Annotated in this window: 14 protein-coding genes; 4 read left to right on the plus strand and 10 right to left on the minus strand. The window is 47.1% G+C overall.

Annotated features, from left to right (window positions below; genetic code table 11):
* Positions 1-95: 95 nt before the first annotated feature.
* On the plus strand, positions 96-1,877 hold the full coding sequence (locus QU605_RS01120) for a Na/Pi cotransporter family protein (RefSeq protein WP_289723416.1): 1,782 nt from the start codon (positions 96-98) through the stop codon (positions 1,875-1,877).
* Between the two features lie 18 nt (positions 1,878-1,895).
* Here the strand turns inward: QU605_RS01120 and QU605_RS01125 are convergent, their stop codons facing one another.
* Complete coding sequence (locus QU605_RS01125) at positions 1,896-4,202, minus strand: inorganic phosphate transporter (RefSeq protein WP_289723417.1); 2,307 nt, start codon at positions 4,200-4,202, stop codon at positions 1,896-1,898.
* A gap of 68 nt (positions 4,203-4,270) precedes the next feature.
* A complete protein-coding gene (locus tag QU605_RS01130; RefSeq protein ID WP_289723418.1) occupies positions 4,271-5,482 on the minus strand; it encodes a porin in 1,212 nt (403 codons plus the stop codon).
* Between the two features lie 391 nt (positions 5,483-5,873).
* On the opposite strand from QU605_RS01130, the gene QU605_RS01135 reads away from it, so the two are divergent.
* Positions 5,874-6,230, plus strand: coding sequence for a toxin-antitoxin system YwqK family antitoxin (locus tag QU605_RS01135; protein ID WP_289723419.1), 357 nt, complete (start codon positions 5,874-5,876; stop codon positions 6,228-6,230).
* A gap of 62 nt (positions 6,231-6,292) precedes the next feature.
* On the opposite strand, the gene QU605_RS01140 is transcribed toward QU605_RS01135, so the two are convergent.
* A complete protein-coding gene (locus QU605_RS01140; RefSeq protein WP_289723420.1) occupies positions 6,293-7,492 on the minus strand; it encodes a beta-helix domain-containing protein in 1,200 nt (399 codons plus the stop codon).
* Positions 7,493-7,512: 20 nt separating this feature from the next.
* Positions 7,513-10,335: a TonB-dependent receptor gene (locus QU605_RS01145; protein ID WP_289723421.1), complete on the minus strand. Its 2,823-nt coding sequence runs from the start codon at positions 10,333-10,335 to the stop codon at positions 7,513-7,515.
* A gap of 189 nt (positions 10,336-10,524) precedes the next feature.
* Here QU605_RS01145 and dgt point away from each other — a divergent pair, with 189 nt between their 5' ends.
* Positions 10,525-11,886: a dGTP triphosphohydrolase gene (dgt, locus tag QU605_RS01150; protein WP_289723881.1), complete on the plus strand. Its 1,362-nt coding sequence runs from the start codon at positions 10,525-10,527 to the stop codon at positions 11,884-11,886.
* Here dgt and QU605_RS01155 read toward each other — a convergent pair.
* Together QU605_RS01155 and QU605_RS01160 are read right to left on the minus strand one after the other, a co-directional pair.
* Positions 11,874-12,983 (minus strand): DUF3078 domain-containing protein, encoded by a 1,110-nt coding sequence (locus QU605_RS01155; RefSeq protein ID WP_289723422.1) that lies wholly within the window; start codon positions 12,981-12,983, stop codon positions 11,874-11,876. The genes dgt and QU605_RS01155 overlap by 13 nt on opposite strands.
* A gap of 1 nt (position 12,984) precedes the next feature.
* Positions 12,985-14,748 carry a 1-deoxy-D-xylulose-5-phosphate synthase gene (locus tag QU605_RS01160; RefSeq protein ID WP_289723423.1) on the minus strand — a complete coding sequence of 588 codons (1,764 nt, stop codon included), beginning with the start codon at positions 14,746-14,748 and terminating at the stop codon, positions 12,985-12,987.
* 77 nt (positions 14,749-14,825) lie between these two features.
* Here QU605_RS01160 and QU605_RS01165 point away from each other — a divergent pair, with 77 nt between their 5' ends.
* A complete protein-coding gene (locus QU605_RS01165) occupies positions 14,826-15,275 on the plus strand; it encodes a nucleoside deaminase (protein WP_289723882.1) in 450 nt (149 codons plus the stop codon).
* Between the two features lie 76 nt (positions 15,276-15,351).
* Here QU605_RS01165 and QU605_RS01170 read toward each other — a convergent pair whose 3' ends face one another.
* From QU605_RS01170 to aspS, 4 genes are all read right to left on the minus strand, one after another.
* Complete coding sequence (locus QU605_RS01170; protein WP_289723424.1) at positions 15,352-15,546, minus strand: cold-shock protein; 195 nt, start codon at positions 15,544-15,546, stop codon at positions 15,352-15,354.
* 76 nt (positions 15,547-15,622) lie between these two features.
* A complete protein-coding gene (locus QU605_RS01175) occupies positions 15,623-15,850 on the minus strand; it encodes a hypothetical protein (protein ID WP_289723425.1) in 228 nt (75 codons plus the stop codon).
* Positions 15,851-15,876: 26 nt separating this feature from the next.
* Positions 15,877-17,667: a chloride channel protein gene (locus QU605_RS01180; protein ID WP_434967907.1), complete on the minus strand. Its 1,791-nt coding sequence runs from the start codon at positions 17,665-17,667 to the stop codon at positions 15,877-15,879.
* Between the two features lie 57 nt (positions 17,668-17,724).
* Positions 17,725-19,473, minus strand: a complete 1,749-nt coding sequence (aspS, locus tag QU605_RS01185) for an aspartate--tRNA ligase (protein ID WP_289723427.1) — start codon at positions 19,471-19,473, stop codon at positions 17,725-17,727.
* Between the last annotated feature and the right edge of the window lie 72 nt (positions 19,474-19,545).

Raw genomic sequence — 19,545 nt, forward strand, 5'->3', positions numbered from 1 at the left:
TTTCTCGGATTATTTTCCACGAGTTTAATAAATTTACATTACTCTAACGTTAAATTGACATAATATAAACAAAAAGCCTGTTTGCCGCTGAAGGAATGACATACGGATTCACAGATATCTTACAGTTGGTTGGGGCCCTTGGCCTTTTCCTCTTTGGTATGAAAGCCATGAGTGACGCCCTGACTAAACTCGCTGGAGACCGAATGCGGTCCATCTTGGCAGGCCTGACCTCGAACCGTTTTTTCGGGGTCCTTACCGGTTTTCTGATCACCTCTGTAATTCAATCATCTTCTGCCACGACACTCATGGTGGTGAGTTTTGCCAATGCTTCCCTGTTGACATTAACCGAATCTTTGAGTGTGATTATGGGAGCCAATATTGGGACAACCATAACGGCCTGGCTGATCACCTTGCTCGGGTTTAAGGTTAGCATGAGCAGTATCGCCCTTCCCCTTGTAGGGCTTGGGGTAGGACTCACCTTCTTTAAGAATAAGAACTGGGAGTATTGGGGTAGCTTTATCGTGGGGTTTGGATTACTGTTTATCGGACTTGAATTCCTAAAGGAAAACATGCCGGATATTGAGAAAACCCCTGAGGTCCTCTCTTTTTTACAGCGGTATACCCAGCACGGAATAGGATCAGTCCTGCTTTTTCTTTTGGTTGGGACCGTATTGACGGTCCTGATTCAGTCCTCCAGTGCAACTATGGCGTTGACGCTGCTAATGGCCGCAAAAGGCTGGATTCCCTTTGAAGCAGCGGCTGCAATGGTCCTGGGGGAAAATATCGGGACAACCATTACGGCGAATATCGCCGCTATGGTAGGCAATTTCAGGGCAAAACAGACAGCCCTTGCTCATTTGCTGTTCAATGTTTTAGGGGTCCTATGGATGCTTGCGGTATTCTATCCGTTCCTCCAGGGCGTCGCCTGGGTTACAGAGCGTTTGGGTTCCGGTTCTCCCTACACGGATCAGGCTGCTGTTCCGGTTGGCATCGCCCTTTTCCACACCTTTTTCAACGTGGCGAATACGTTTGTAATGATCTGGTTCATCAACCCCATGGCGAAGTTGGTAAGCTTGATCGTTCCGGAAAAAGTGCAACCGGAAAGGCCGATGGAGGAACCTAAGTTCCTGAGCAATGAGGCTCTGAATTATCCGGAGACCGCCCTTGTTGCACTGGAGCGGGAAACCCGGTATCTTTTTGAACATGCCGTTTTTGAAATTGTCGCCCATGCCCTTAGCCTTCACCGAAAGGATATCCTTTCGGAAAGAAAGCCAAAGAAAGTGGTACACAAGTCCAGGGAAGATCTGCAGGTCGATGTCCGGGAGCTTTATTTGATTAAGGTAAAGCGCATCTACAGCGAAATCATAGCCTTCGCTGTGCATGCCCAGAGTGATTTGGAATTAAGTGAGTCCCAGCACCAGCGGATTTCGGAACTGAAAAATGCAAATCGCAAAATAGTTGAAATAATCAGGGATTCCAACGAGCTCAGCCGTAATGTGAATCACTATCTCCGGGAGCCTCATCAGGTGATGCTGAACGAATACGACGGCTTCAGAAAGAAGATGGTCAAGGTGTTCAGAGTTATACAGGGTTACCGGGAAGATGCCGATAGAAATGAATACCAGCGGAAACTCGCTAAGTTGTCCGAGCAGGCTCTCGAAAGCAGACGGGAAGGCAATCTCGGAATCGATAAGTTAATTCGGAAAAATAAAATCACCCCGGAAATGGCGTCCTCACTGGTCAATGATCACGATAACCTCAACAGTATTATTGAAAATCTCGTGGAGGTAGCGGTAATTCTCTACGGGGATCAGGAGGATACAGCCTTGACAGGAACTGGCATGCAAGAACCATATTCAAGTGCACTTCCTTTGTAATGTTACTGAATTAGAGCGTTAAGAACTAATGGGCGAATTGGGCAACGGATTCTGATTATCTGTCCCTTCATAAGCCTCCTGGTACTGCTCCAGAAGATTCATCGTCGCAGTTACAAAATCTTTAGTCTCTAACAGCAAAGAAAAATACAGGGTAGTGTTCTTTGGGCTTGATTCCTCTGTCCGCGTACGGGCCACCTGCTTTTCTATTTTTTGGGATAGCAATCCAAAAAGTTCCTGTTTTCGATCGATGATTGCGCTGAGTTTATCAAAATCTTCATTATCAAAAACCTCTCGTGTGCTGTTTAAAACTTCTTCCAGGAGCGTATCGATTTCATTCAGCTCTTTGATCTGGTTGTATTTCAGCTTTTTGTGATTGTTATTTACATGGTTATGGCTGACCTTGCCAATATACTCAAGGGATTGAGCCATATCCTGGAGGTATCCGAGAATGTTGATATAGAAATTACTCGCACCCAGGCTTGCCTCATCCAGGTTTTTGATAAAATAGAATATACTATCTCTCAGGTCATCAATTTCAGCGCTGAGCTTAGCGCCCTGTTTCTTATTCTTATTGAGCTGTTCCAAATTCATTTTAGAGAGCCCGTTTATAGAATTTGAAAAGATCTTATTGCTTCGTTTGACTACTTTGGAAATATTGCTCGCACTTTCTGAAATGACCCCAATTATATGGCTGCTTTCGGTACGTCTGAGACCATCTTCGGCCCGTAGCTCCTGGCTTTTCTTTCTATGGGAAATATAGTTACGGGCTATTAAAAGAATAGCGACGAACAAAAGAATTCCAATTGCGGTCGCCTTACCGAAACTAATTATTGTTAATATGGTCCCCGAAGCGATAAAGGCGATAAGAGCCGTCATGAACCAGCCTCCGATAACATTGAGGACCCCGGCAACCCGGTAAACCGCGCTTTCACTTCCCCAAGCCTTGTCAGCAAGAGAAGTTCCCATGGCCACCATAAAGGTGACATAGGTTGTGGAAAGGGGTAATTTATAGGAAGTCGCAATGGAGATTAGGATTCCTGCCACCATAAGATTGACCGCAGCCCGCACCATATCAAAAGCGGGTAATTCGTGAACTTTCCCCTGGTTCAGTTTGATAACCGGTTTTTCGAAGCGGCTACTGATTTTTTTCTGTACGGCTTCAGGCAGGACCGTACGTGTATAGGTCCCCATCATTATGGTAAACCGAACAAGATTTCTGGAGAGGATATTGGGTTCGAAACGCTCTTTGGCTTCCCCTTCACGCGCCAGGTTGATTTCCGTGTCAGCCACATAACGCGCTTTTTTCGAAAGCCAGAGGGTAATGACCATCACAATTCCAGAAATGAAAAGCAGGAGCGTTGGTGTTGGCACCTTTTCAGTCAGGACCGACATGCTGAATTCACTTGCTGCGATACCCGATGCACTCCAGGCTTCATAGGACTGGTAGGCGGCGATCGGCACTCCGATAAAGTTGACCAAATCGTTACCGGCAAATGCAAGAGCCAATGCAAATGTACCGACGGCAATAATCAGTTTATAGATGTTTACTTTAAAAAGCGCGGTCAGTAAGTAGGAGAGGATAGACCAGAAAACCACACTTATCCCGATAATTGATACTACCTGGGCTTCAAGGAATTCCGAGATCTTCATACCGCCAATGATCTCATAGGTTTCGCCGGCAAAGGGCGTACCTTTTATCCCCTTCATAAAAATGAAATAGGTAATGGCAGAAAGGGCAATTCCTCCGAAACAGGCGGCAACCCATTTTGCTTTTTTCTCAAAGTCATATGAGAGTAGCAATCGCGACACCCATTGAACCACGGCACCGATTGTAAATGCAACTACCACAGACAAAAGAATACCCAGGATGATTTCCGTGGCCTTAGCTGTGTTGATGTAGTTCACCACATCGCCAAATGCACCGCCCTCGGCCGCGATTTTGATAAAAGACATGGCAACAGCAGCCCCCAGTAATTCAAAGACTATGGAAACCGTCGTAGAAGTGGGCATGCCAAGGGTATTGAAGAAATCGAGCAGCAGTATGTCCGTGATCATGACGGCCATGAAGATGAACATGATTTCGTCAAAATAGAATTCCCCGGGATTGAAGATACCTTTTCGAGCCACTTCCATCATTCCGCTTGAGAAGATCGCACCAAAGGCAATCCCAAGGCTGGCCACGATCATGATCGTGCGGAAAGAAATGGCTTTAGAGCCTACTGCCGAATTGAGGAAATTTACGGCATCATTGCTTACGCCTACTACAAGGTCTGCTATGGCCAGTACGGCCAAAGCGATAATCATCAGTAGATAAATATTGTCCATAAGATTGAAAATACAATGTACAAAGATCTCTTCAAAACCCGAGCCGGGTGTTACCTAAAAGTTATTTTTTAAAAGTGCAGATCGAATTGAAGCCGCCACAATACGGTTCCCGTGTCGTCATCCAGATCCAGGTAATTCACATCGGTCTGTACTTTTAACTTATGCCCTACAAAATACTTAGAAAATCCAAGTGTATACTGACTTTGAGGACCTTTTCCCGTAATGCTCTCATCCAGGTTTACATACGTGTACCTCCCTGCCACTTCCCAATTGTTTTTGAAAAGATACCCCGACTGAAAGTTTACGGAATTCCCTACTTGCACCACGATACCCGTCGGAGTGCCGTCAGAATTTAATGCAATCGGATCATCTGCCGTACGGGAGGCGTATTCAGCCATTAAAGAAAACCCACGGTATTTAAACATGGCATCCACAAAAAGCGTTTGAATCGGGGTTTCGTGAAAGCCGTCATCGGTAATCATGTATATACCCAAATTACTGCGGTTCCTCACCGCATTGTCATTGTAATCGTAGGATGTTGCAAGCATTAATTTGGGATGTTTTTCCCTTTCGAGATCACTTTCAAAATAGTCTCCTTTTTTTGCGAAAAGGCCAAAGGGGAGAAGCTCTATCCGTCCGGTATATTGATGTCCTCCGAGGTTTCCGGTGGTGACGTTCCGGCCCTCACCCTGGGAAAAAGCAAATATTTCCCTTATGACAAAGGTATCCGTCAGATCAATATGGTGCCGAAGTTGAAAACCAATATCGCGATCAATATTAAACTGTGCATTTAAAAGGGAGCGATCGACCAGTTGCAGGTTACCTGAAGAAACGACACGCTCGACGTTACCGGGTAATTTGGTCTGTCCGGCCCACAAAACAAAATTTTCATAAAAATTCCATTTCACCACCGCATCCATTAAAAACCGCGGTGTATTTCCTGTGAATACCGATGTGCCGGACATATCCCTGTTGGAGAGCCCTAACTCTATTTTGTATTCCAGTTTAGGTGTAAAAGCAAAGCCGTCGAATTTAAGTCGCGACCTTCGGATCAGGAAATTGCTTTGGGGTTCTAATAAGAAGGCATCATCGTTTTCCAGTTCCAGCCATGAAGTAGAAGCCAGGAACTGCATACGAAGCCCAATTTTCATGGCCCAACTGCTATCCTTTCCTACGAGATTGAAGAGTCCTTTTCCAAAGACGGGTGCGTTCCCTTCCTGAGCTAAACTGCTGGAAGAAAACAGGATCAGCAGAAGCGCCAATCGAAATAATGACTTCATTAAGATTAGTTTTTGTCTGATGCAAAGGAGCGAAAATAGTGTTAATAAAATGTTACGAAAGGATTATCATAAGTCGCTACAGGACATAAAAAAACTGCCTTGGCCAAGGCAGTTTAACGTATTCATACAATTAAAGTCGACAAAAACTAGATCTTATATGAAATACATGGTGTGTTTAAACACCCTCAAAACTCGGGTACTAAGGTGATATAATGGTAAACCGAATATTAAGTAATCATAAAGTTTCAGGAAAAAAATCGCTCCTTCAATACACATAAACAAATCTTAAATACTAATAATCAAATACTTACGTTCTAATGTAAAGAAAAGGTTAAGCAAAAGTTGAATTAAGGTTAAAAATAAAGTATATTTAACCTATTAAGTTTGAACTATGAGGACTCTTATTATAATTTTTCTGCTTTCTCCTTTCATGTTTTATGCACAACAGGAAAGGGAGGTTAGTTTGTTAGAAGATAAAAATCTTATCGAGGTAGTCTACTTTCACGACAATGGAACCATAAGCCAAACAGGGACATATGATTTAAACGGTCTTCTGCATGGGAAATGGGAAAGTTTTGATGAATCGGGTAATAAGGTAGCCATGGGCTCGTATAACTTCGGTAAAAAAGACGGGAAATGGTTTTTCTGGAATAATGAGATCTTAAGGGAAGTTGATTATAACGCTAACACCATCGCAGCTGTCCGAGAGTGGCAGGATGGGGAGAAACTGGCCTTGAACAATAAATAATTAATTAAGGGAATAAAAAAAAGCCGCATTTCAAATGCGGCTTTTTTTTATGTTCTCCCATTCTATTGATTTATCCCCACGGTCCATCCTGCACCCCAGGAAGACACATCAGTCCCGGTACCATTACCATCTCCGAATATAAAATCTGATTCGTCAAAAGTATATCCGGTATCGTTTTTCAATTTTGTAGTAACATTGGTAAAGGTTACATCTGTGACCCGAAGGTCTCCATCCAATACGCCCTGCCCGGTTGGGTTATTCCCTGTGTCCCCGTCAAGGTCAAAGGCCTCCTCAAAGTTGATGACCACAACATTAGTGAAAAGTCCCTGAGTCCCTGCCCTTAGGCGTATAGCCTCGCTGGGGTCGTTGGCGATAACAGTGACGTTGTTGATGTTTGGAGCAGAGAAATAGCCGCCCTCATTGCTGAAATCAACATTGTACCCATCGCACTCAAAAGCTTTATCGTGGTTGGTTCCGTGCTGGACATAGACGTCGTTAAGGGTTCCGATATAACCCTCGGTCCAGTCAATTGAGTCATCCTCTGAGTTCACAATGGCCACCTGGCTCACATTGACGGTTCCTCCAAAGAATTCAACCCCATCATCAGACCCTTCAAAAACTTGCAGGTGATCAATGGTGGTTCCATTTCCAACGGCGTAGAGTGACAACCCGTTCAGCTCGGCATTCCCATCAATGGCACCCCCGGCATATTCGATGCGCACGTACTGAAGGATACCTGAATTATCAGAGGGGACATTTCCGCCATAGGAAAGGTTCCCAACTTCGGAGGTAGCTGTATCATCAGATCCATCGGCTGTTGAGTTGATTGGGGCCAATCCGCAAATGACTAACCCGCCCCAGTCTCCGGCCCCTGGCGTACTTGCGTTTGATGTGAATACAATGGGGGCATTCGAAGAACCAACGGCATTTATCCGCGCGCCCTGTTGAATGGCGATATAAGCATTGACTCCAACCGGTTGAGCCCTTATGGTTTTACCGGCAGGGATTGTCAATGTTGTACCATTGGCCATCAGGACAGGTCCTGTTACGAGGTATTCGGTATCCGCGTCCAGCGTGAGATCCTCAGTATAAACCCCACTGAGGCCAACAACATCCTCACCCGGATTTCCGGAGCCTGGACCATTAATTACGGTATTGTTAACCGTACTGTTGTCGTTTATGACAATATCCGGAGTATCCTTACTCTCACAAGAAGCCAGCAAGCCGGCTGCAATTCCCAATGTTAATAATGTCTTCTTCATTTTTTTAAAGTTTTATTGAATTAGAATTTGTAAGCGAAGGTAAGCCCAAGGTTTACCCCTAAATTGTATTGGCGAATAACCACATCGCCGATTCCGGTATTCTCACGCACCAGAGAAACATCTGGATTTAATAGGTTTTTGGCACTAAAATTGACTTCAAAATGTTCACCGATTTCATTGCGGAGTATAAAGTTCAGGGTGGGTACGGCCTGTTCGACAATATTTCCCAGGCTCCCCGCCCCAAGGGAAAATATCCGATCCGAAAAATAGGAGAAAGCCAGTGTGGCCTTAGGTTGCCAATTTTCAAAATCAGGACTGTAATTTAAATCCGTATTGATAATAAAGGGGGAAGCTCCTTCCAACTGATCCGAATCGCGGTCAAAGGAGGTTCCGAATGTGTTCTGGTCTCCGGCAGGGACATCTCTCAGATCCTGATTGGTGTAGGCATATGAGGCGTTCAGGCCAAAGGAAAGTATTGGGTTGTCGTTAGAATCCAAGAGGAGGTTTTTCCTTGCCTCCAGTTCAACACCCAGAATATTAGCCTGATCCCCAGTCCTGAAATACCTTTGGGTTCCTGTGGCGTCGGCAGCTACAACCCGGTTCACGGGGTTCTTAATCGTTTTGGCAAAAGCGGCAAGAGACAAGATTTCACCCCTGTCCATAAACCACTCGTACTTTAAGTCGTAATTGTAAACATCGGAATAAGTGGCACCATTGCCGTCCAATCCTCCGAGAAGATCCGGGTTACCTCCTACGCGCTGGGTCACCGACTCGTAAACAAAAGGGGCCGCTTCCTTGAATTCCGGAAAGGAGGCTGTTTTACTAAAGCCGAACCTCAGATTTGTGTCTTCGTTGAGCGCATAACGGACATTGAGGGAGGGGACAAAAATATTCTCATAGACATCCCGGAATCCAGGGTCATCCGGACGGATATTGATCACATCGTATACTACGCTTTGGGAATAGGATTCCATGCGAATTCCGGGGACAACCAGCCATTTTTCAGTAGGGGTCCACTGGGCATTGATATACCCTGCGTGTATATCCAGGTTCCCCTGATAGACATTTTCGGGAAGCCCGGGTCTGTTGACATTGCCAACTTCATTTGAGATCGGGTTCAGGACAATAAGATCCCAAAGACCGGATCCACTTGGGATATTTATGTTACGAACATTGAAGATGTCATTGAAATTATTGACATCGGTAATCGGGGTGCTGTCCCGATCTACGATACGGTATCCATAACGAATACTGTTAAATCGACGCTCTTTCGTACGCCCGTTGTAACCGAAATCCAGGGATAGGGTTTCAGATGCCTTATACCCAAGGGTCATAAAGCTATTTAGCTCAACGTCTTCAATACTCTGAAAGAATCGCTGATTGTCAAAAGGAATATTGGTGTAGAAAACTGGATTGGTATTCGGGTCATCGTCCAGGGATAACTGGTAGTTCTCCAGGGTGATTCGCTTTCGATCCGGCTCATCCGAATATACATTGTTGAAACCAACTCCCCAGTCAAAGGTCAACTTGTCGTCAAAGCTGTGGGTCCCGTTCAGCTGATTTACAAAAATCATGTCCTGATTGAACTGGACATTCATGACATAGAATCCTTCGTCCGTAGTGATGATAGCGTCCCTGTTGGTTCCTTCCCCGTTTATCCCAAAATACCCTACCCGATCTGATGCGCTGTTAATAAACAGGCTGGTAAAGCTTACCTTGTTTTGCGGATTGATCCGGTAGGTCAGATTCCCTAATGCAGTCGTATTGGTATTATAGGCGTATTCGTTTACTGCCGGAAAATTGACCTTAAGAACATTTGTAAAGTCGGCGGCGGGTCCCTCGAGGAACGTATAATTGCTGTTAAAGGCTCCTGAAATAAAGTAGCTCAACCGGGATTCCTCCCCGATATTCCAGGAATTTCCAGCCTCGAATGATCCGTTGAGGTTTATGGGATCCCAGGCACTCTGGGGGTCAACACCATGGGCCAGGACAACATTAAAGGGATTGCTGTCGTACCGGTTGTAAAAACCATAGGCGCTCGGACCTTCAGAACGAACGAAGTCCAGGCCTGAGGCATTTGTATTCAAACCACTGCCAAGGGTGATTTTTACGTACCCATCGCCCGTATACTCCTTAGAGTCAATGTTTACATTTCCGGCTGCAAAATCAGAATAAAAGGAAGAAGAGTACGCCTTGCTCACGGCAACATTGTCCATGATTCCGGAATTGAATAAATTCAGGTCGATATTCTTTTTGTTTACATCATTCGATGGCAGGGAAAGCCCGTTCATGGTGGTATTTTGGTAACGATCTCCCAGCCCGCGGACGTAGACGTTATTGGAGCCTTGTTGTTTTGAGATTCCCGAAATCTGCGAAACGGCTGTGGCTGCATCGTTTATCCCTTTCAGTTCCAGGGCTTCCGCGCTTATTGCCTCCTGAATAACGGTCGCCTTTTTTTGGTCGAGCAACAATGCAACCTCTGAATCCTTGGCTGCTGAAGTTGTAATGACAACTTCATCCAATGAAACCCCCTCTGTGGCGTACATTGGGACATTGAGTTCACTTACTTTTCCGGCTTCAATGGTAACATCCAGTTCAACCGTTTGATATCCTAGAAAACTGAATACGACAGTATACGTACCGGGTTCGAGTCCCCCGATTTCGTAGAGTCCGTCGAAATCTGAAGTGGTACCCTTTGTAGTGCCCTTGATCAGAACATTCGCAAAAGGCATTGGGTCATCGTTCATCTCCTTGTCGATGAGTTTCCCGCCAACCGATCCAGTGTCCTGGGAGTAACCGAAGAGTGATGCAAAAACAAATAAAACGAATAGAGCTAATCTCATTATTCAATTTTCATATTCGGGTGCAAAGAACGCATACACTTGTGAAGGACCTGTTAACCTCAAATTAAATCCAGTTTGTGATAATGTTAGGGCAAGGTTATCAGGTTAAGACTGTGTTACCAGATTACAAAAGACCTTGGGGGAGACTCCGAAAAATGGGTATATTGTGGGCTTATCGAAAAGGGTATGATGCAATGGGAAAAGCTCCTTTCGCTCAGGCGTGAGGGAGATACACATAAAAGACTGAGAAACGAACAGGACGAGACCCGCCTGGGGTTTGAAGTAGACTACGACCGGATTATTTTTTCTCCCTACTTCAGGAGCCTTCAGGATAAAACCCAGGTAATTCCACTTTCCAAAACCGATTTTGTCCATACCCGCCTTACCCATAGCCTCGAGGTCTCCGTAGTAGGGCGCAGCCTTGGACGCCTTGCCGGGGCCCAGATCCTGGAGAAGCACCCGCAGCTTGCCCAGATACACGGGTATCGGTTTAACGATTTTGGGGCGATTGTTGCCGCTGCCGCCCTGTCTCACGACATAGGAAACCCACCCTTTGGACATAGCGGGGAACAGGCGATTGGAAGTTTTTTTGATATCGGGCCGGGTCGGGAGTTTAAAGATTCGCTTACCGCCAAAGAATATGCGGATCTGCTGCGTTTTGAAGGAAACGCTCACGGATTTCGGCTGCTGTCGGCCAACCGTCAGGGAATCCCCGGCGGCTTACGACTCAGTTATGCTACCCTGGGTGCCTTTACCAAGTATCCAAAGGAATCCTTGCCACATCAAAAAGGAGGACCTATTGCTACCAAAAAATTTGGGGTCTTTCAGAGTGAGGTATCCACCTTTTGTGAAATTGCAGAAGAACTCGGGCTTAAATCGATGGACCTCAAAGGAGGTATCGGATTTTGCCGGCACCCGCTGACGTATCTGGTGGAGGCGGCCGATGATATCTGTTACACCATTATTGACTTTGAAGATGGCATTAACCTGGGCCTCATCCCCGAAGAATACGCCCTGGAATACCTTATAAAACTTGTAAAGGACCGCATAAACACTGAGAAGTACAGGGGCATTCCCCATATGCCCGACCGAATCGGGTATTTGCGCGCAATCGCCATAGGCACGCTTGTTCAGGACGCAGTACGGATTTTTATGGAGGAGGAAGAGGCGATTCTCAAAGGGGAATTCAATGTAGCCCTCCTGGATAAAAGCCGGTATAAGGCGCAGATCGAGGACATCATTAATTTAAGCGTTGACCGGATTTATCAGGCGCCCGAAGTGGTGGAAAAGGAAGTCGCAGGCTACAAAATCCTTTCGGACATTCTGGATGTGAGCACAAAGGCAATGGTGGGCAAACTCAACGGGAAGGTGTCTTCTTATGACAAGCTCATCCTCAGCATGCTTCCAATCGAAAAAGGTCAGCCCGAAGCCACCTCTGTATACGCGGCCCTCCTTCAGGCATGCTCATTTGTGGCTTCCCTTTCGGACCGGGGAGCCGTACACATACACAATAAAATAACCGGAAAACAGCTTCAGGATCAGAATCTGTAGGTTACCCCAATCCCGAGTTGCTGCCGAAGCTGGATACGGGGTACCCCCGGGTCTAAAACGGTCCCGTCATCTCCTACTACACGGTCAAAAAGAATGTCATCGTCATAAATGACATGGGCGAGCAGTGTTGCGCTTATAAACTCATTTACCTTGAATTTCAGGGTTACCTGCCAGTCAATATCGATGTTTCCAAAATTGTTGATGTAATCAGTGTATAGTGCCAGATTGTGGTTGTAGGTAATGTTTTTGGCCAAAAGGAACTCCCATTTATGGGTGATCAGAATGCCCAGTTCCTCATAGAGCTTTTCACCCGGGACAATAACGTTTCCGGCAGCGTCCAGAACCGCTGGCTGCACTCCAAAAGCCCCTTGATTAGCAAGGTCTTCATCCAGCACAAAAGTGCTCTTAAAAGTAAGGGGCGACAGGTATAAATTGAATACTTTCTCCTCCATAATATAAGAGACTCCCCCTCCCATGAATAAATAACCCGGGGCCATAAAACGCGAGATAGGTGATGAGCGATCCGGATATTTATACCCGTTTGCAAACTGAGTGTTGAAATTTGCCTTGGCAGAGTAGTACCAGTTACTGATTGTGTCGTTTCGGTATCCGAGCGTACTACTCAGCCGGATGGCATCATCGGTTTTGCGCCATTGCCTGCCTTCCTGGGCGTTCCATCCAAAACGCATCTCCAGGCTGTTATCCCATTGAAAGTATCGGAATTTGTAATTCCGTTCAAAAAGGAATTTTCCCAGGGCTGAAACGGCATTATCCCCCCCTGCATTCCAATTTACAAAGGCTACTTCGCTCAATTGCAGGTCAAACTCATTGATTATTTCCCAAAAAGACGGGACACGGAATTTTTTTTGACGCTTGGTCAGGGGCTTGGATTGATTGAATGAAATCCTCGGGTTCGTCAGGGAGACCCCTCTTGGAATAATAACAATTGGGGTTTGTTCTGCCCGAATGACAATGGTGTCTATTTGGCTGGTATCCCGGGCTTGATCCGGAAGGGTTTCCTGTCCAAGTGCAGAAAAGGGATTCCAAAGCATTACAAGTATGACCCAAACAGGCAGGTAATCAGTCACTTTCCACATGCTAAAAACCGTTTAAACTGCGAATTAATCCTTCGGTATCCAGACCCTGTTCCCGATATAATTCTTGGGGACTTCCATGGGAAATGAAATCTTCCGCGATCCCTAAACGCGAAACGGGGATAGCATACCCTTTGTCACTTATGTATTCCAGGACGGCGCTTCCAAACCCTCCGGATAAACACCCATCTTCCAGGGTTACGATTCTTTCATACCTAGAGGCTATTTCCTTCAACATATCGGTGTCCAAAGGTTTGGCAAACCGGAAATCAAAATGTCCGAACGCCTCGGGAGTATCCACCCTGTCAAGCGCACGGGTTACCTCTTGCCCAAGGGTGCCAAAACTCAATATCGCAATCCGATTTCCGGATTTGAGCTTGCGCGCCTTCCCAAGAGGTATGGTTTCAAAAGGGTGCTCCCAATCCGGATGATCACTGTATCCTCTCGGATACCGGATAGCCATGGGTCCCCTTGCTTCGCGCTGGGCGGTGTATAGCATATTGCGCAATTCAACACCGTTCATCGGTGCCATCACGGTTATGTTAGGGATGCACCTGAGGTATGCGATATCAAAAACACCATGGTGTGTTGCCCCATCTTTTCCGACCAGTCCTGCCCGGTCCAGGCAAAAGATTACAGGGAGGTTTTGAAGGGCAACATCGTGGATGACCTGATCATAGCCCCTTTGTAGAAACGTAGAATAAATCGCGCAATAGGGGATGAGTCCTTCACATGCCATGCCCGCAGCCAGGGTAACGGCATGTTGCTCAGCTATGCCCACGTCAAAGGCGCGATCGGGAAAGGCATCCATCATGAATTTCATCGAACTGCCCGTTGGCATTGCAGGGGTAATTCCCACGATCTTTGGGTTCTGTGCAGCCAGGGCGACAAGCGTATGGCCGAAGATATCCTGGTATTTTGGTCCGATTTCTTTGTCCTTTTCCCCTCGGATAAGTTCGCCGGTTGTCTTGTCGAACCTTCCCGGGGCATGGTAGGTAACCTGGTTTTCTTCAGCTTGGCGGAGGCCTTTCCCTTTGGTGGTGATCAGGTGTAAGAGCCGGGGTCCTGGCTTTCCCTTAAGCCTTTTGAGTTCCTGGAGAACGGCAGGCAGGTCGTGTCCGTCCACAGGTCCCGAATAGTTGAGGTTCAGCGACTCAAAGAGATTACCTTCCCCAGGCATCCCCTGTTTTTTCCGATTCAAAAAGGTCTTCAGCGCACCCACGCTTGGATCGATTCCGATTGCATTGTCGTTCAGGATGACCAGAAGGTTTGCCTCAGCTACCCCCGCGTGGTTAAGGGCTTCAAAAGCCATTCCCCCTGCGATGGAGGCATCTCCGATGACCGCAATGTGTTCCCGGTTTGGGGCTCCGCTCAAACGAGCGGCTAACGCCATCCCCAAAAGGGCCGAAATAGAAGTGGAGGCATGACCCGTTCCGAATGCGTCGAAAATGCTTTCATCCCTTTTCGGGAAACCGCTCAAGCCCTCCTTTTGGCGGATACTGTCAAATTGATCCCGTCTCCCGGTGAGTATTTTATGCCCGTAGGCCTGATGGCCTACATCCCAAATAAGCCGGTCTTCAGGGGTATTAAATACGTAGTGAAGTGCAATTGTGAGCTCAATTACCCCGAGGGAAGCACCCAAATGGCCTTCTTTTACCGAAACTACATCGATAATAAACCGGCGTAATTCCCTGGCCAGATCCGGGAGCTGGTTCTCGGATAATTTCCTGAGATCTTCAGGGCTATTTATTTCAGATAGCAACTTCATAAGCGGCGGTAAAGGTAATGGAAATTCCATTTGTTGAGGCCTGCAGGCATTTGAGAGAAATTGTATTTTTACACTCTATGGAATTCAGTCTGGACGACACCTATTTTATGAAAAAGGCCCTTCAGGAGGCGGAGACCGCTTTTGAAAAAGGAGAGGTTCCTGTGGGCGCGGTCATCACTATTAGCGGTCGGATTATTGCCAGGGCGCATAACCTTACCGAACAACTGGGTGACGTTACAGCCCATGCCGAGATGCAGGCGATCACTGCGGCTGCAAATTTCCTCGGAGGGAAATACCTGCATAATTGCACCCTTTATATCACCCTTGAGCCCTGTCAAATGTGTGCCGGAGCCTTGTACTGGAGTCAGATTTCGAAAATCGTCTTTGGGGCCTACGATCCGCAGCGGGGCTTTTCCGCCCTGGGTGGAAAGTTGCACCCGAAATCGGAAGTGGTTGGAGGTATTTTGGAACACGAGGCGTCCAGTCTGTTAAAGCGCTTTTTTATCGAAAAACGCAATCTTAATTAGATTCGGTTTCCAGGTTTAAAAAAAAGCACCGTACCCAGAGGGTACAGTGCTTTGAACGATTCAAAATAAAATAAGCTTATCCGATAACGTGAACGTCTGAGGCGACGATACCTTTACGGCCTTCTGTTTCTTGATATTCTACTTTGTCTCCCTGATTGAGTTGCAATCCATCAAGGGCTGTGGCATGAACGAAGATATCCCTTCCGGTATCATCGTTTGTGATGAATCCGTAACCTTTGGATTCGTTGAAAAATTTAACTGTACCAGTCATTGTAAAAAAAATAAATATTAATAACTAACTGCGAAGTTACAGATTTTTGTATAAATCCCTTTGGAAAAATAGGTTGCTAGCTTTCTTTTTTCGGGTCTTTCATTTTGCGGATGTTTTCATCCGTTAGCATGTAATCCTTCATTTTTTTACCCCGACTCTCGAAAATCAGGAAGATGGGCATGGCGAGAAGAAAGATGCCGACAACCCCGAACCCAATGCACTTATTTCCAGTTACAGGAGCCTCCTCAAGGAGGGTAAAGCCATAGATAATGCTCCCCAGGGACGCCAGGACGATGAGTAACATGAGGTATCTTATTTTTTGCCGCATTATCAGGGAGCAAAGTTAATCAACTTTCTGCGGTAAGCCGTGAGCAGTTTGGATTTGGAAACAAAACCGAGATACCGTCCTTCCTTGATGACCGGGAGATTCCAGGCCCCGCTTTCGTGGAATTTGCGCATTACTTCCTGCATGGTATCCGTCCCGTAGAAAATCAACTCAGGCGCAGCCTGCATAAAAGAATCCACGGCTATTTTATCGTACATACTCATATCGAACATAAATTCCCGTACGTCGTCCAACAGTACAATTCCTTTGAGCTTCCCGTCCTTATCTGTGACCGGGAAGATGTTTCGCGTGGATTTGGCCACGGATTGGTGAAGCATTTCACCTAGGGTCATCTCCTGGTGCACGGCCCTGAAGTCGGTTTCAATTACGTCATCGAGCTCCATCATACTTAAAACCGTTTGGTCTTTGTCATGTGAAATCAGGGCGCCAATGGCAGCGAGTTGACGCGTGTAAATACTGTGGTCCAGGGTGTTTTTGGCAATCAGATAGGACATGGCGGCGGAGATCATCAACGGGACGAAGAGGTCGTAACCTCCAGTAATTTCTGCAATGAGGAAGATGGCCGTCAGGGGGGCGTGAAGTACCCCGGCAATCAGGCCGGCCATGCCGACAAGGGTAAAGTTGGCTTCGCTTACGGTAATCCCGAGCCCTGAATTGTTGAGGACCTTGGCAACCACATTGCCCAGTGCACTTCCCATGACCATGGTTGGGATAAAAATACCCCCGGCTCCCCCGGCTGCAAAAGTTGTGGTCATGGCGATCGCCTTAAATATGGTAATGCCAAAAAGCAGGCCGATTACCACCCAGATTTGGTCGGTGTACGCATCAAAGGGGGTTGTACCAAGAGCCTTGAGGTGATCCCCTTCGAGCAGGCTGTTGATAAATCCAAAACCCTCCCCGTATAGCGGAGGAATGAAGTAGAGCATTACCCCAATACCGAGTCCGCCCACCAGTAATTTGTATTTGGGGCTCTTAAAACGCTTAAAAAAATCGATAATTCGGAAGTACATCTTAGTGAAGTATACCGAGGCGACCGCTGTCCCCATCCCGAGCAGGATATAATAGACGGTGTCTTCTACCATAAATGCTTCTTCCACCGCAAAATTAAACAGGGTTTCATCCCCGAGAAAGAAGTAAGAGGTCAGCACTCCGGAAATTGAAGCGAGCAGGAGCGGTAACATGGAAAGCATTGTCAGGTCCAGGCTAAAAACTTCAACGGCAAAAATGATCGCGGCAATGGGGGCCTGGAAGATCGAAGCTATGGCGCCAGCCGAGGCACAGGCGATTAGCAGGGACCTGTCCTTTGAATTGATGTGCATCAGGCGGGAGACGTTGGAGCTCAATGCCGCTCCTGTTGCGACCGCCGGCCCAAGCAGACCGACAGACCCCCCGAAGCCTACAGTCAATGGGGCTGTGACCAAAGGGGTTATGATCTTTTTGGCCGAGATTACCCCTTTCTGACGCGATAGGGCGAAGAGGATGGAAGAAATGGCGTGTTCCAGTTTCTCCCTGTGTACGAATTTCACGTAGAGATAGACCAGGGTAAGGCCCAGAACGGGCAGAACGAAGTATACTTCAGAACTGAGAAAAAGCACTCCCCGGTTCAGGGATGATTCGATAAAGTAGGTGGTGTTTTTAAGCGTGACCGAGGCCAGTCCAGCCAGAAATCCGACCAGAACGCTCATCAGTTGTGTGAATGTTCTGTGCGAAATATGCCGGTAACGCCATTTGTGAAACCTGGCTAAGAGACGGCGATAATACGGACCATGGCTCATACCTTCGAAGATACGATTGATTTTTTTGCCTAAAGGGAACCTACAGCAAGCCCGGACTTATTTCTTAAGCTGCAGGTGGAGTTCATCCAGCTGGTCTGAAGCGATTGAAGCCGGCGCATCAATCATGACATCCCTGCCGCTATTGTTCTTTGGGAATGCGATAAAATCCCGGATGGATTCCTGCCCGCCGAGAATGGCTACCAGCCGGTCCAGACCAAAGGCGATGCCCCCATGGGGAGGCGCTCCGTACTGGAAAGCATCCATGAGAAACCCGAATTGTTTTCTTGCCTCTTCCGGGCTGAAACCCAGATGCCTGAACATAATTTCTTGTGTTGTACGGTCGTGAATCCGTATGGAACCACCTCCAATTTCATTTCCATTCAGAACCAGATCATAGGCGTTTGCCCTAACGGCAGCCGGATCTGTATCCAGAAGCTCCATCTGTCCGGGTTTTGGAGCGGTAAAAGGGTGGTGCATGGCGTGAAATCTCCCGGTTTCCTCATCCTTTTCAAGCAAGGGGAAATCCAGCACCCATAAAGGGGCAAATTCGCCGGGTTTTCGAAGCCCTAATTGTTGGGCGAGCTCCATGCGCAACATACTCAACTGCGTTCTAACCGCATGCGTTTCACCGGACAGTACGAGGATGAGGTCCCCTTTTTCAGCCCCGGTAATTTCAGCCCATTTGCTGAGGTCCTCGGCCGTATAAAACTTATCCACTGAGGATTTAAAAGTGCCATCTTCATTGCAGCGGACATAGACCATCCCGCTGGCACCTACCTGTGGGCGTCGGACCCAGTCGGTAAGGGCATCAATTTGTTTTCTGCTGTAGCTATTCCCGCCCGGAACTGCAAGCCCAACGACAAGTTCGGCCTCATTGAATATTTTGAATGATCCTTGTTGGGCCACTGCATTTAACTCCCCGAATTCCATACCAAAGCGAATATCCGGCTTGTCGCTGCCATAGCGCTTCACCGCCTCGTCATATGTCATTCTCGGTATTTCTTCGAGGCGAATCCCGTGAATCTCCTCCAGCAGATGGAGGGTAAGCCCTCCAAAGGTATCGAGGATATCCTCCTGTTCCACAAACGCCATTTCACAGTCTATCTGGGTGAATTCGGGTTGACGATCTGCCCGTAGATCCTCATCCCGGAAGCATTTCACGATTTGAAAATACTTGTCCATGCCCCCAACCATAAGGAGCTGTTTAAAGGTTTGAGGAGACTGAGGCAGGGCGTAAAATTCGCCTTCGTTCATCCTGCTGGGGACGACAAAATCCCGGGCACCCTCGGGAGTGGATTTAATCAGGTAGGGGGTTTCTACTTCAATAAACCCTTTTCCTGCCAGATAATTTCTGACCTCCATGGTTACCCTGGAACGGAAGATGAGGTTGTTTTTAACCGGGGTACGGCGAATGTCCAGGTACCGGTATTTCATACGGAGTTCTTCTCCGCCATCCGTAGCATCTTCAATGGTAAAAGGAGGGGTATGGGAGGCGTTTAATACTGTAAATTCCGAAACGAGGACTTCGATATTTCCCGTGGGCATTTTCGGGTTTTTTGAGGCGCGTTCGATAACCTCTCCACGTACCTGAAGTACAAATTCCCGGCCTGCCTCCCGGGCTTTTTCGAGCAGGGATTCCGAGGTTCGGTCCTGGTCGAAAACCAGCTGTGTAATGCCGTAACGGTCGCGCAGGTCGATCCAGATGACAAATCCTTTATCCCGCACTTTCTGGACCCATCCGGCCAGTTGTACGTTTTGCCCAATTTGGGTTTCGGTTAATTCACCACAGGTATGAGTACGGTACATAGTCCTTTGATTATGGCGGCAAAGGTACAATGCAAAGGGGGAAGTGCCCAACATTTGTCGGATTCTTCCCCT

It is taken from the genome of Robiginitalea aurantiaca, assembly GCF_030380815.1.
GTDB classification, from domain to species: domain Bacteria; phylum Bacteroidota; class Bacteroidia; order Flavobacteriales; family Flavobacteriaceae; genus Robiginitalea; species Robiginitalea aurantiaca.

Bases quoted from the DNA above. Each gene is read 5' to 3' on its own strand.
- QU605_RS01140 (WP_289723420.1), bottom strand. From the start codon at position 7,492: ATGAAGAAGACATTATTAACATTGGGAATTGCAGCCGGCTTGCTGGCT.
- QU605_RS01180 (WP_434967907.1), bottom strand. From the start codon at position 17,667: ATGAGCCATGGTCCGTATTATCGCCGTCTCTTAGCCAGGTTTCACAAA.
- QU605_RS01135 (WP_289723419.1), top strand. From the start codon at position 5,874: ATGAGGACTCTTATTATAATTTTTCTGCTTTCTCCTTTCATGTTTTAT.
- QU605_RS01120 (WP_289723416.1), top strand. From the start codon at position 96: ATGACATACGGATTCACAGATATCTTACAGTTGGTTGGGGCCCTTGGC.
- QU605_RS01155 (WP_289723422.1), bottom strand. From the start codon at position 12,983: ATGTGGAAAGTGACTGATTACCTGCCTGTTTGGGTCATACTTGTAATG.
- QU605_RS01145 (WP_289723421.1), bottom strand. From the start codon at position 10,335: ATGAGATTAGCTCTATTCGTTTTATTTGTTTTTGCATCACTCTTCGGT.
- QU605_RS01130 (WP_289723418.1), bottom strand. From the start codon at position 5,482: ATGAAGTCATTATTTCGATTGGCGCTTCTGCTGATCCTGTTTTCTTCC.
- QU605_RS01165 (WP_289723882.1), top strand. From the start codon at position 14,826: ATGGAATTCAGTCTGGACGACACCTATTTTATGAAAAAGGCCCTTCAG.
- QU605_RS01170 (WP_289723424.1), bottom strand. From the start codon at position 15,546: ATGACTGGTACAGTTAAATTTTTCAACGAATCCAAAGGTTACGGATTC.
- dgt (WP_289723881.1), top strand. From the start codon at position 10,525: ATGCAATGGGAAAAGCTCCTTTCGCTCAGGCGTGAGGGAGATACACAT.
- QU605_RS01175 (WP_289723425.1), bottom strand. From the start codon at position 15,850: ATGTTACTCATCGTCCTGGCGTCCCTGGGGAGCATTATCTATGGCTTT.
- QU605_RS01125 (WP_289723417.1), bottom strand. From the start codon at position 4,202: ATGGACAATATTTATCTACTGATGATTATCGCTTTGGCCGTACTGGCC.
- aspS (WP_289723427.1), bottom strand. From the start codon at position 19,473: ATGTACCGTACTCATACCTGTGGTGAATTAACCGAAACCCAAATTGGG.
- QU605_RS01160 (WP_289723423.1), bottom strand. From the start codon at position 14,748: ATGAAGTTGCTATCTGAAATAAATAGCCCTGAAGATCTCAGGAAATTA.